The organism is Chryseobacterium sp. R2ACT005 (assembly GCF_049949215.1).
Lineage (GTDB): Bacteria > Bacteroidota > Bacteroidia > Flavobacteriales > Weeksellaceae > Chryseobacterium.
Genome location: NZ_CP188192.1, coordinates 1,146,016 through 1,159,279, shown reverse-complemented (window position 1 = coordinate 1,159,279; position 13,264 = coordinate 1,146,016). Strand labels below are relative to the sequence as shown.

The following is a 13,264-nucleotide window of genomic DNA, read 5'->3' as shown; positions in this document are numbered from 1 at the left end:
ATATTAAAGAGCCAAGTTAAAAGTAAAAAGTTTAGTATTGTTAACTATTGCAGCCAAAATGTTTTTCAATTCGTTACTCTCATTCAATAAAGCTTTAAATTCTTCAGAATCATAACCATCTAATTCTTCTAAAACCCGAAGCCAGAAATTACTTTCTCTTGCTTCTCTTAAAGCAATTTTCACTTTATTTTTAAAGTCAGCTTTAGAAGATCCAGCTTGGGATTCTTCATAATTAGCACCTATTGAAGTAGCTGATTTTCCAAGTTGAAATCTTATTAATTTACTTTCAGAATCATTTGGAAGTGTTCTTAAAAATTTAAGACAATTAACTCCAAATGTAAAAGTTCTTATAAGTAAATCATTTTGTCTCATTTACACTTGTATTACTTTTAACTTGGCTCTTTTTACTTTTTTATAGAATTAACATTGCGTCACCGTAAGAATAGAATTTATACTTTTCTCTTACAGCTTCTTCATAAGCCTGCATTACGAAATCTTTTCCAGCAAAGGCAGCAATCATCATAAGCAGTGTAGACTTCGGTGTATGGAAGTTTGTGATCATTGAAGTAGCTACTCCGAAATCGTGAGGCGGATAAATGAATTTATTTGTCCATCCGTTGAAAGCAGAGATCTTTTTGTTTGAAGAAACAGAAGTTTCCAATGCTCTCATTGTTGTAGTACCTACCGCACAAACTCTTCTGTGAGATTCTACAGCTCTGTTGATCAAGTCAGCATTTTTTTCATCGATGATAATCTCTTCAGATTCCATTTTGTGCTTAGAAAGATCTTCTACCTCAATCGGGTTGAATGTTCCCAATCCTACGTGAAGTGTTACTTCAGCAAAATTGATTCCTTTGATCTCTAATCTCTTCATCAAATGCTTGGAGAAGTGAAGACCTGCTGTAGGTGCAGCAACAGCTCCTTCTATTTTAGCATAGATAGTCTGGTATCTTTCTGCATCTTCCGGCTCTACTGCTCTTTTGATATACTTTGGAAGTGGAGTTTCTCCCAATTCTTTTAATTTCGTTCTGAATTCGTCGTAAGAACCGTCGAATAAGAATCTTAATGTTCTTCCTCTTGAAGTGGTGTTATCAATAACTTCTGCTACCAAAGATTCATCTTCAGTGAAGAATAATTTGTTACCAATTCTGATTTTTCTTGCCGGATCTACCAAAACATCCCAAACTCTGGTTTCTTTATCAAGTTCTCTTAATAAGAAAACTTCAATTTTAGCACCTGTTTTTTCTTTATTTCCGTAAAGACGAGCAGGGAAAACCTTAGTATTATTGAAGATAAACAAATCATCCTCATCAAAATAATCCACTACATCCTTGAATAATTTGTGCTCGATAGTTTGTGTTTTTCTATCAAGTACCATTAATCTAGCTTCGTCTCTGTGCTCTGATGGGTGTTCTGCTAATAATTCCGCAGGAAGATCAAAATTAAAATCTGATGTTTTCATTTTTTAAATTACGGTTTAAAAATTATTGTAATTACAAGGTGTAATTTTCGGATTGCAAATATACGACATTGAATACCCCTTTGTCAAGTATTATTTACAATGAAATATAAAACCGTGATTTTACGGGGATTTTTAAGCTTAAAAAGTTCTATTTTTGGGAAAATTAAAATTCAGTATGGAGTCAGTAAGCAAAATATACTTCCTTAATAATCCGTATCCTAACGGGCATAAGATCGTCACATTCAACTGGAGTGGACGAATTGATGAGTATGGTTTTATCTGGTTTGATTTTCATTTAAAAACTGAAGACTATTATGCCAATGATGATCATGACAGCGAAGAAGAAGACGAAGATTTATCAGACTGGGACTCTAAAGGCGTATGGGGAAACTACCATACCTGTACTCTATCGTCAAATTATTGGGGTGAAGAAAGAGGAATCAGAATAAACAATCCGGATGAAAAACTGGACTTTGATGCTGTTGTTAAAAATGATCTTTTCAGTAACGATCTTCCGTCTGAACAACATTTTGATGATGAGGATCTGGCCTTCAATATTTATCTGCTTGGCCATGACAGCTGTGCAGGTCATGAAATCCGGTTTTCAAAAACAGACAACAATCAATATGATATTACATGGACCGGCAAGATAGCATTAACCTACGCGGGTGATGATGAATTTTCACATGAGTTCAAAGCAGAGATTTTCAATGCTGAATTTGAAGGATTCCATTATCCTAAAACCTGGTCGGTAGAAAAAGCTGCTGAGGTATTCAAAGCAAAACTTGCCAACTTTGAAGCCTATGAATTTGTGGATCTGAATCCTAAAAGTAATAAAAGAGAATATAAATTAAACAAAATCAAATCGATAACCGCATAAAATAACCAATCAAAAAATTATCATTATGAGTAAATATTCAATTGAAGCCTTTATCAACGAAACAAAAGAAAATCCGCAGCAAAGAGATTATTTTGAGCTGGAAACCAAACATCTTCTGGAAATCAACCTAAATAATCAGGCGGTATGGACTAAAAAAGGAAGCATGGTAAGCTATGTGGGAAATATCAATTTTGAAAGACAGGGAATGCTGGCCGGAGGAATTGGAAACCTTCTAAAAAAAGCAATCAGTGGTGAAGGAAGTAAGCTTATGAAAGCGGAAGGAACCGGAAAATTGTATGTAGCAGATGCCGGGAAAAAAGTACGTATCCTTTATCTGAATAATGAATCAGTATGTGTGAACGGAAATGATGTTCTTGCCCATGAGCAAAGTGTAAACAGTGATATTACTATGCTTAAGAGTATTGCAGGAATGATGTCCGGAGGACTTTTCCAGGTGAAACTTTCAGGAACGGGACATATTGCGATTACAACTCACGGAGATCCATTGACTTTACTGGTAACTCCTGATACGCCTGTATTTACAGATCCTAATGCCACTGTTGCATGGTCCGGAAATCTGAGCCCGGAACTGAAAACAAATGTTTCTTTCAAAAGCCTTATTGGCAGAGGAAGTGGTGAAGAGTTTCAGATGAAGTTCTCAGGCCACGGATGGGTATTGATCCAGCCTTACGAAGAAGTTTATTATATGGAAAAATAAAGTCCGCAAACCTTAGAGGTAATTTTGTATTTTCGTAGTACTTAAAGCAATAGCAATGAATAGTATTATAAAGCTATTTTTTCTGATCGTTATAATTCCTAATATCATTATAGCCCAAAAAACAAAGAATAATTACGAATACAATATAGACCTTCTTCATATGTCCAACGATGAAGTCCGGGTATCTTTTTCGCCCCCAAAGAATGATCTTAAACAGGGCAGGTTTATTATTCCCAAACTGGTACCCGGATTTTATCAGGCTATGAATTTCGGACAATATGTTTCTAATTTCACAGCCACCGATAAAAACGGAAAAAAAATTCTGACCGAACGTCTGGATAAAAACAGCTGGCTGGTACATGATCTGAATCGTGTAAAGAAAATATCCTATCAGGTAGCGGATGGATGGAACTCTTTGGAGAAGGAATCCAATGAGGCAAGATCTGCCGGAAGTATGTTTATAAAAGACAGTGTTTCAGTCATCAATTATAATTCTTTAGTGGGATATTTTGAAGAAATGAAAGATATTCCTTACCAAATTACCATTACAAAAAACAAGGATTTTTATGCTTCCTCTGCTTTAGATTATCAACAGAAAAATAAAAACACGGATGTAGTTTGGGCAAAAGATTACCGGGAACTGGTAGATTCTCCTGTTCTGTATTCCGTTCCAGACACAACGTGGCTCAAGATAGGTCATACTAAAGTGCTTGTATCATTTTATAATAAAAAGGAAAGACATTATTCCAAAACAATAGCTCATGAAATAGAGAACATTCTGAAAAATCAGCAGGCTTATCTGGGAGGCACATTACCGGTAAAGAAATATGCATTTCTAATTTATTATGAATCTTCAAATGAGAATGGATTTTTGGGAGATGGTCTGGAACACTCCCATTCTACAGTCTGCCTGTACAGATCCGGAAGTATGAAATTTCTTCCGAATGCTTTAAACAGAGTGGCTTCTCATGAGTTTTTCCATGTTGTTACTCCTCTCAACATTCATTCAGGAGAAATTCAGCATTATGATTTCCTGAATCCTGTCATGTCTAAACATCTGTGGCTGTATGAAGGAATGACCGAATATGCTACGATTCATATGCCTATCAAACAAAAAATGATCAGCCTGGAAGATTTTGAAAAGAGTCTGGAAGAAAAGATACATGGTATGAAAGAGTTTGACAACACATTATCTTTTACGGAAATGAGTAAAAATTCTATGGAAAGACAGGATCAGTATATGAACTTTTATATGAAAGGAGCATTACTCGGACTGTGTTTAGATATAAGGCTAAGGGAACTTTCTGATGGAAAAATGGGAACTCAGAACCTGATGCAGATGCTTATGAAAAAATATGGAGAAGGTAAATATTTCAATGATGATGATCTGTTTGATGAAATTACAAAAATGACTTATCCTGAAATACGCACATTTTTCAGCAACTTTATAGAAGGCACCCAACCTATTCCTTTGAAAGAATATCTGGAAAAAGCAGGTTTCAACTATGATGAAATTACCGGAAAGGTAACTTCTCTACCCAATCCCGATTCAAAACAAATAGCTTTAAGAAAAGCATGGATTAATCAATAAATCTCCGGGATATTCACCATATGCTTTAAACTCTTAAATTTTTCGACGCTCAAACTAATGACCTCTTCAACTCCCTACTATCACAACGTCGGGATTTACAAAAGTTTTTAATATATTTAAGAAAAAAAATAGATGGACAATAGCAATTCGCGCAGGAACTTTCTTAAGACAGCAGCTTTGGCAAGCTTTGGGGCATTGGTTTTACCCAATTCATTATTTGCCTATTCCAATGATTTTAAAACAGATAAAAAAGTCCGTGTCGGTTTCATCGGTGTAGGTCTTCGTGGGCAGGAACATGTAAAATTACTGGCAAAGCGTAATGACGTAGAGATTGTTGCGTTTGCAGATCCAGAGAAAAGAATGCTTGCCGCGTCTCAAAAAATCTTAAAAGACAATAATAAGCCGGCTGCTCAGGAGTTTTCCAACGGTGAATATGACTATCGAAATCTTTTAAAATCAAAAGCAATAGACGCTGTTGTCATTGCTACTCCATGGGAATGGCACCTTACCCAAGGGGTAGAAGCTATGCGCGCTAAAAAAATTGTGGGTATGGAAGTTTCCGGAGCGATAAAGCTTCAGGACTGCTGGGAGTTTGTAAAGGTATATGAGGAAACAAAAGTTCCTATCTTTATGATGGAAAATGTATGCTACCGAAGAGATATTATGGCCATTCTGAATATGGTTCGTAAAGGAATGTTTGGAGAATTGGTACATGGCAGAGGCGGTTATCAGCACGATTTGAGAGGTGTACTTTTCAATGACGGCGTTACTCCTTACAATTCTGGTGCAGAATTCGGAGAGAAAGGATTCAGTGAAGCAAAATGGAGAACTGAACATTATGTAAAGCGTAACGGAGAACTTTATCCTACACATGGATTAGGCCCGGTAGCAATGATGATGGACATCAACAGAGGAAACCGATTAACGAGGCTGTCTTCATTCTCATCAAAATCTGTAGGGCTTCATAAATATATTGTTGAACATCCAAAAGGAGGAGAAAACCATCCTAGTGCCCAAGTGAAATTCAATCAGGGAGACGTGGTAACAACACAAATTGCCTGTGCTTATGGAGAAACCATTCTTCTGACTCATGATACAAGTTTACAGAGACCTTATGATCTGGGCTTCCGGGTTCAGGGAACTGAAGGGTTGTGGCAGGATTTCGGATGGGGAGACTTCAACCAGGGTCATATTTATTTTGAAAAAACGATGAACCATACCCACCGTTGGGATAATACTGAAAAATGGATGCAAGAACACGATCATCCGATGTGGAAGAAGTTTGAAAATACAGCAGCAGGAGCCGGTCATGGCGGAATGGATTTCTTTGTGATGAATACTTTTATTGAATGTATTAAAAGAAATATAGAATTCCCGATGGATGTGTATGATCTTGCGTTGTGGTATTCGATTACGCCATTGAGTGAAGAGTCTATTGCCAAAGGCGGTCAGGTAGTTGATATTCCTGATTTTACCAATGGAAAATGGAAAACCCGTAAACCTGTATTTGGAATGACCGATGAGTTCTAAGAAAACATTACTCATATTAGCAGGTGGATTAGGAAGCAGATATAAAGGATTAAAGCAGGTAGACGGAATACTCAATAACGGTTCGCCAATTCTGGAGTATTCTATCTTTGACGCTCTGGAAGCCGGTTTCCAAAAAGTAGTTATTATTGTCAATAAACTGATTCCTCAAAGTTATATTGAGAGACTCAATACCATTTCAAAGGCTAAAAACTTTGAACTTCACTGGGTATATCAGGAAATAGACAGTATTCCTATTTCGCTGGAAGGTTTTGATTATCCTGATCGTGAAAAACCATGGGGAACTGCTCATGCTGTACTTTGTGCAAAATATTCAATACAGGAACCGTTTGTGATGATCAACGCGGATGACTTTTACGGAAAAGAAGCGTATCAATTGGCTGCACATGAAATCAACCATCATCATATTTCAGATTCACAATTGGGTATGATTGCTTATCCTGTAGGGACAACATTGAGCGGTAATGGAGCTGTAGCCAGAGGAATATGTACACTGGATCCGGAAAATTATCTGATTAAGGTTGAAGAGCAGACTTCCATTCAAAAAATAAATAACTCCATCGTTTATATTAAAAATGGAGAAAATGTAAAATTAGATTCTGATACTTTGGTATCCATGAACTTTTTTATATTCCATCCTCATATTTTCTGTTATCTGGAAGCTTATTTTTATGATTTTATCGAATCTGATCCGCTGCCTACCCAGGAATTTTATATTCCTACAGCCGTACAGAGAATGATAGATGAAAACAGAGTACAGGTAAAGGTAAAAGCATCTCCGTCTCAATGGATGGGTGTCACTTATGCCGATGATAAAAAGGAAATTATAGATTTTCTGACTTCAGAGATTAAAAACAACAGATACCCGGAAGATTTATGGAGTTAAATGATATTATTAATGAGTTTATCGGTACAGATAATTATAAACTCACTTCTATTACTGACGGATTGATCAATACAACCTATCTTTTGGAAGATAAAGATCAGAGGAAAAAGTTTATTCTGCAGAAAATCAACAATCATGTTTTCAGGCAGCCGGAAGTCATCGTTAATAATCATTTAATGGTTAATGAAATTCTTAGAGCACATGATTATCAGTTTCAAATTATTGAACCTATCCCCTCTCTAAACAACAGGCTTTTGGTAGAAGATGCCGATGGTCAGCCCTGGCGTATGCTGAGTTTCGTAGAAAACAGTATGACCTTTCTTTCCGCTCCATCTTTACAGGTGGCTTTTGAAGCGGCTAAAACCTTCAGTTATTTCCTTACCACCATCAATACCGAAAAACTGCCTGCCATAGAAGATTCTCTTCCGAATTTCCTTAACTTTGAGAAAAGGGTTGCAGATTATAAAAATTCATTAAAGAATGCAGCTCCTTATTTAAAAGAAAATGCAAAGGCTGAAATAGAAATCACCAATAAGTTATTGTCTTTGCCTGATCAATGGATCGAAATGGAGAAAAACAATCAGATTCCCAAAAGAATCATCCATGCAGATGTAAAAATCAGCAATATTCTTTTTGATCAGAATCATAGCCCGCTGGCTGTGATTGATCTGGATACTATGATGATTTCTACTATTTTATATGATTTTGGAACGATGGTCCAGTCTTATACCAATACAACCCATGAAGATGATGGCAGTGCCAAAAACAATTTCAACCCTGAAATGTATAAGGCTGTAAAAGAAGGGTTTTTATTTTATCTAAAGGAAAAACTGACCCCGGAAGAATCTGGCAATCTTGATTATGCTGCACAAGTCGCCATTTATATCCAGGAACTTCGTTTTTTAACGGATTACCTGAACGGAAGCACTTACTATTCTATCACACATCCTGAGCACAATCTGGATAGAACCAAAAACCAGCTGGAGCTTTTGAAAGGACTGAGAGAATATTTGGGAGTTTGAGAGTTTGAGGGTCGGAGAGTTTGAGAATAATAGAGTAAAACAGATTCCTACGAAATGATAAAGATACGGATAGATAAAGCGTTCTGTTTGTCATTCCGTAGGAATCCAAGCCAGCTCTCTAAATCTAATCCCAAAACTAATCTCAAAAACTCCAGAATTCTTTACCGAGAATTACATACAATACTTAGACTCCTACGGAGTGACAAAGTGTACGGATAGATAATACATCGTATTTGTCCATTCCGAAGGAAATCTATACTCTTACAGCCCAGCTCTCCGACCCTCAAACCCTCAAACTCTCAAAAACTCCAGTATCCTCTTCCATTCTTCCAATTTCTTCTCAAAAGAAACCGTATGAAGCGGACTTGTAGAAGGTAATAGGAAAATGGGCAGTTTATAACTTTTCCCCAACAGTTTTTGTAAATTTTTGTAAGATTTTCCACCATTGCAGAAAATGGCTTTCACGTTTGGATGTTTGTCCAGCAGTTCAGCAATCTGATTGGCTTCTTCATTTTTGATTTCAGAATCCAGGCTTCCTTTTCGCTCGCAGGAATCAATGACATCCCAAAGGGCAATATGATGTTTCTTTAATACTTCGATTCTCTGAGTATAATTTTCAGTAAATTCTTCATTCAGCAATTCAAAGATGATTTTCCAGAATTTGTTCTGAGGATGGGCATAGTACTGTTGTTTTTCCAGTGATTTTACTCCGGGAATTGATCCTAAAATGATAATCCGAGACTGAACATCAATAAGAGGTGAAAATGAAGAAATCCGGTTTTGCATATTCAAATATAAAGATTTAATTTATTTAATCTGGCTGGAAGCTGGGAGCTTGTAGAAGGAAGTTATTGAGGTTATGAAAAACGGGTTATCCGTATTTTCATCTCTTTAAACAATGATATTATTAATTTATGGCAACCTCTATAAATGTTAAGATTAACAGCAACTTCCAGCCTCCCCTTCCAGCTTCCAATAGCCTGAATTTTAATTTCCTTAACCCAACTCAGTTTATTTAAGTTTTGGCTAAAGCCATTGGATTTTTCATCATAAAAAAAGCGGGCTAAAGCCCGCTCCTATTGATATTTTATTTTTATTGATCTTACAAAGTTTCCTTCAGCCAATCAAAGAATTCTCTCTGCCATACCAATCCGTTTTGCGGATGAAGTACCCAGTGGTTTTCGTTAGGGAAATAAACCAGTTTAGATTTTAATCCTCTTAATTTAGCAGCCTGGAAAGCTTCCTGCCCCTGCTCGTAAGGAACACGGAAATCAATTCCACCCTGAACGATCATGATAGGCTTGTTCCATTTATCTACAAAATTGCTTGGATTGAATTCTGTGTATGCTTTTGGCTGTGGTTTCTCCCATGGTGAACCAAGATCCCAGTTCGCAAACCAAAGTTCTTCAGTCGTCAGATACCATGATTTCATATCAAATAACCCATCATGAGCGATGAACGTTTTGAATCTGTTTTCATGGATTCCTGCCAGCATAAATACGCTGTATCCTCCGTAGCTCGCTCCTACCGCTGCTACTCTGTCACCGTCTACGTATGGTAAAGTTTTTGCAAAGTCTGTGGCTGCCAGATAATCTCTCATTGGCTGTCCGCCCCAGTCTCTTGAAATTTCTTCATTCCACTTTGTTCCCCAGCCTGGCATACCTCTTCTGTTTGGAGCAACCACGATATAATCATTAGCTGTCATCAGAGCAAAGTTCCATCTTACACTGAAAAACTGAGTAAGAGCAGACTGTGGACCACCCTGGCAGTATACCAAAGTAGGATATTTTTTATTTGGGTCAAAGTTTGGTGGATAGTGGAACCACACTCCCATTTCTTTACCATCAGAAGTTTTCACTATCTTAAGTTCAGATTTCCCCTGAGCTAACTTAGCATATGTTTCTTTGTTCGCTTCAGTCACCTGCTTCATTTCTCCGTTTTTAACGTTTACTGAGAAAAGTTCTGTTGCATGGTTTACGTCTGTTCTTCCTACTAAAAGTGAAGATTTATTATCTGTAAAAATTTCGTTAACATCAAAATCTCCTTTTGTAATCTGCTGTACTTTTGCTGATTTTGAATCCAGGGCAAAAAGCTGTTTTGTACCTCTGAATGCTGCTGTAAAGTAGATTGTTTTTGAGTCCGCACCCCAAAGTACGTCTCCTGAAACACTTTCGTCCCAACCCGATGTAAGGTTAGTTGTCTTTCCAGACTTCCAGTCCATGATTTTCACATCATTTTTATCGGCTTCATATCCGTCTCTGGCCATACTCTGCCAGATCAGAGATTTTCCATCCGGACTGAATTTAGGATTTACATCATATCCTTTGTTGGATTCTGTAAGATTTTTGGTTGTACCTGATGCTAAGTCGTAAGCAAAAATGTCGGTATTGGTACTTGTAGAATAGTCTTTTCCACTTTTAGGTTTTGTAACATATAAAAGCTGTGCAGAATCTGAACTCCAGATAAAATCTTCAGCGCCCCCGAAAGGTCTCTGAGGAGAATCCCACATTTTTCCTTCCAGCAGGTCTTTAGCTGATTCTGCTTTATCAGAAGTATTTACTACAAATACATGGTTGTATTTTCCTTCATTGAAATAATCCCAGTGTCTGTGGTTCAGGTCTGTGTATACCTGAGCCGTCGTTTTAGGAGTATCACTGAATTTATCTTTCCCCATTACTTTCTCTACCAGCACCTGCTTACTGAAAGCAATTTTCTTCCCGTCCGGAGAAATGACAACATTATCAACTTCACCGATGGTATAAAATTCTGTCCAGGTTTTTCCTGCATCTTTAGAAAGATAGATTTTATCACCTTCCTGAGCATAGATACCGTTTTTATCCCATTGAATAAGGGCTTTTTTACCAAAATCAATTTTGGAAGACTGATTATTAAGAACATTCAGAAAATAGTTCTCGTTTTTTGTTTTCTCTGTTTTCAGATCAACCTGTCCTACTTTATAGATAAGGGAGCCCTGATCTGGTGAAACAGCCTGTACTCCAACTTTTTTCAAAGTCCAAAGAATTTCAGGCGTCATTACTTGTTGTGCATTCATTAAAAGCGGAGCTGCCAAGGCCAGCAGACTGTACTTAAGTTTCATATGTTGATATTCATTTTTTAACGGATGTACAGAATCCTAATGATTTTATACATCCTTTTATTAAATTCAAAGATTGCCAAAGTTAATATTTAAAATAAAAACGGACGAAAGAATTAACATTTAAGTTTTACGATATTGAAAATAAATAGTTAATATGCAGATGAATTTTTATTAATTTTATAAAAACTAAACTAATATCCATTTTACATGAAAAAATTTCTCCTTTTTTCTGCACTCTTTGTGTCTTCTTTCTTTTTTTCACAGTTAACGATAAGCCCTTTCCCCAATCATTATTATAATGCTTATCAGGCAACTATTTCGGGAAACGGAACTATTTATTATACTACTGATGGAAGCACCCCTACATTGAGTTCCAGTTCAGCAGTCAATAATGTACAGATTCCCATTGATCAGAATAAAGAAATCAAAGCATTTCTTGTTGATGGTCAGGGAAATTCATCAGCTGTCATCAGTAAAAAATATTATACAGGAAGTATTCCTACGGCCAACATTTACTTTAAAATTCCTTCTACATGGGCTACCGGAAGCTGTGTAATGATTGATATGGTGAGTCCCAATTCCATTGACGGATTTGCCATGGATACCTTCTGGCCAGGAGTTGTAATGCAGCCTGCAGGATGTGAATCCTGGTATAAGACTGCCAGAAATTTTGAAAGTGCCAATGTACGTTTTAACAATTGTACTCTCTTTGAAAATATTCCTGCAACCATCAGTACCAATTTGATTCCTATGGAAAGTACTTTGTATTATGATTTTACTGACGGAATTATAACAACTCCACCCTCATGTTTATTTTTAGCGACTCATGAAACGCAGCAAAAAAACAGCAATGTTTTAATTAAAGTTTACCCGAATCCGGTTTCAGATATTTTAAAAGTAAATACGGATAGGGATTTTCAGGAATATGAGATTATAGATGTGAATGGAAGAGTGATTGTAAAAGACCAGTTTGTAAAAGAAATTTCTATTCATCAACTTATTTCAGGAAATTATTTTCTAAAACTAAAAGATTCAAAGGGAAATTTGGTGTTGTTGAAGTTCATTAAAAAATAAAAAAAATCCGCTTGTTGAGCGGATTTATATTTTGATCTGTAATGTTTTTAATTAATCTCCATCTGAGAACATTGAATTCGCCAGAGAAGTCACAATTGACAATAATATACTGAAGATAAATGCCCACCAGAAACCATCTACCACCATACTGTCTATGAAATAGTCCGCAATCAGAATAATTCCGGCATTGATTACCAAAGCAAAGAATCCTAAGGTAAGGATCGTTAACGGCAGACCAAACAGGCTTAAAATAGGCTTTACAAATATGTTCAGAACCCCAAGCACAATAGCAAAGATAATGGCTGAAGAAAATCCTTCAAAATGTACTCCCGGTAAGATTTTGGTCAAAAGATAAGCAACAATCGCTGTTATAAATAATCGGATAATTAAGTTCATTGAGTTATTTTTTAATGTTTATGGGGGATATGGAGCAAAAGCCATTCCATTTCAAAAAAAAGAATTCCGTGAAACCCTTTATTTAAGGAATATTTTATCTGTTATTCCCCTTAATCCTTATTTTATTTTCATCATAGTGACCAAAGAGGTCGCCACGTGACTTTCTGAGTCGGAATTTTCACTCTGAACATAGATTTCCGTTCTCACCACAATGATTTTCCCTCCCCCTTTGATAACATAGGATTTTGATACCAACGCATCACCCATTGCAGGACGAAGGTAATTCACTTTCAATTCAACGGTTACCACATAACAGTCTTCTGCATAATGACTCACCGCAGCATATCCGGAAGAAACATCCACAAGAGAAGCAATCATAGCCCCGTTGAACATTCCTGCTTTCCGGGTCATCATTTCCATTTTAGGAATCTTCATGGATATAAAATCGGTTTCTACTTCCAGCAGTTCTGCTTTATAGAACTGTAAAGTTTCCGAACGGTTGAAGCTGTCTGTGATGAGTTTTCTTTTTTCTGGAGTCATTACTTTTTGAATTTGCATGTAAAGGTAGAAATTGATTTAAAGATTAAAGA

13 protein-coding genes are annotated in these 13,264 nt (G+C 36.6%); 7 read left to right on the top strand and 6 right to left on the bottom strand.

The window, feature by feature from the left end; translation table 11 throughout:
* Positions 1-3 precede the first annotated feature (3 nt).
* Together ACPF63_RS05315 and queA are read right to left on the bottom strand one after the other, a co-directional pair.
* On the bottom strand, positions 4-372 hold the full coding sequence (locus ACPF63_RS05315; RefSeq protein WP_426482268.1) for a four helix bundle protein: 369 nt from the start codon (positions 370-372) through the stop codon (positions 4-6).
* Positions 373-412: 40 nt separating this feature from the next.
* The gene (gene queA, locus ACPF63_RS05310) at positions 413-1,462 is read right to left on the bottom strand and encodes a tRNA preQ1(34) S-adenosylmethionine ribosyltransferase-isomerase QueA (RefSeq protein WP_047388096.1); all 1,050 of its coding nucleotides are present in this window, start codon (positions 1,460-1,462) and stop codon (positions 413-415) included.
* A 154-nt stretch (positions 1,463-1,616) separates the two neighbouring features.
* Here queA and ACPF63_RS05305 point away from each other — a divergent pair, with 154 nt between their 5' ends.
* The 6 genes from ACPF63_RS05305 (at position 1,617) to ACPF63_RS05280 (ending at position 8,107) form a co-directional block, all read left to right on the top strand.
* The gene (locus ACPF63_RS05305) at positions 1,617-2,342 is read left to right on the top strand and encodes a hypothetical protein (protein WP_426482267.1); all 726 of its coding nucleotides are present in this window, start codon (positions 1,617-1,619) and stop codon (positions 2,340-2,342) included.
* A 25-nt stretch (positions 2,343-2,367) separates the two neighbouring features.
* Positions 2,368-3,060: an AIM24 family protein gene (locus tag ACPF63_RS05300; RefSeq protein WP_426482266.1), complete on the top strand. Its 693-nt coding sequence runs from the start codon at positions 2,368-2,370 to the stop codon at positions 3,058-3,060.
* A gap of 55 nt (positions 3,061-3,115) precedes the next feature.
* A complete protein-coding gene (locus ACPF63_RS05295) occupies positions 3,116-4,651 on the top strand; it encodes a hypothetical protein (protein WP_426482265.1) in 1,536 nt (511 codons plus the stop codon).
* Between the two features lie 132 nt (positions 4,652-4,783).
* Entirely contained in the window at positions 4,784-6,181 is a 1,398-nt protein-coding gene (locus ACPF63_RS05290) for a Gfo/Idh/MocA family oxidoreductase (RefSeq protein ID WP_426482264.1), read from the top strand.
* Positions 6,171-7,085 carry a sugar phosphate nucleotidyltransferase gene (locus tag ACPF63_RS05285; protein ID WP_077418591.1) on the top strand — a complete coding sequence of 305 codons (915 nt, stop codon included), beginning with the start codon at positions 6,171-6,173 and terminating at the stop codon, positions 7,083-7,085. The genes ACPF63_RS05290 and ACPF63_RS05285 overlap by 11 nt, the downstream gene beginning before the upstream one ends.
* Positions 7,076-8,107 (top strand): phosphotransferase enzyme family protein, encoded by a 1,032-nt coding sequence (locus ACPF63_RS05280; protein WP_426482263.1) that lies wholly within the window; start codon positions 7,076-7,078, stop codon positions 8,105-8,107. The genes ACPF63_RS05285 and ACPF63_RS05280 overlap by 10 nt, the downstream gene beginning before the upstream one ends.
* Before the next feature lie 291 nt (positions 8,108-8,398).
* Here the strand turns inward: ACPF63_RS05280 and ACPF63_RS05275 are convergent, their stop codons facing one another.
* Positions 8,399-8,893 (bottom strand): DNA-deoxyinosine glycosylase, encoded by a 495-nt coding sequence (locus ACPF63_RS05275; RefSeq protein WP_426482262.1) that lies wholly within the window; start codon positions 8,891-8,893, stop codon positions 8,399-8,401.
* Positions 8,894-9,209: 316 nt separating this feature from the next.
* Positions 9,210-11,204, bottom strand: a complete 1,995-nt coding sequence (locus ACPF63_RS05270) for a prolyl oligopeptidase family serine peptidase (RefSeq protein ID WP_426482261.1) — start codon at positions 11,202-11,204, stop codon at positions 9,210-9,212.
* A 207-nt stretch (positions 11,205-11,411) separates the two neighbouring features.
* Here ACPF63_RS05270 and ACPF63_RS05265 point away from each other — a divergent pair, with 207 nt between their 5' ends.
* Positions 11,412-12,278, top strand: a complete 867-nt coding sequence (locus ACPF63_RS05265; RefSeq protein ID WP_426482260.1) for a chitobiase/beta-hexosaminidase C-terminal domain-containing protein — start codon at positions 11,412-11,414, stop codon at positions 12,276-12,278.
* A 51-nt stretch (positions 12,279-12,329) separates the two neighbouring features.
* Here ACPF63_RS05265 and ACPF63_RS05260 read toward each other — a convergent pair whose 3' ends face one another.
* Positions 12,330-12,674: a phage holin family protein gene (locus tag ACPF63_RS05260; RefSeq protein ID WP_047388083.1), complete on the bottom strand. Its 345-nt coding sequence runs from the start codon at positions 12,672-12,674 to the stop codon at positions 12,330-12,332.
* 117 nt (positions 12,675-12,791) lie between these two features.
* Positions 12,792-13,214 (bottom strand): PaaI family thioesterase, encoded by a 423-nt coding sequence (locus tag ACPF63_RS05255; RefSeq protein ID WP_047388081.1) that lies wholly within the window; start codon positions 13,212-13,214, stop codon positions 12,792-12,794.
* Between the last annotated feature and the right edge of the window lie 50 nt (positions 13,215-13,264).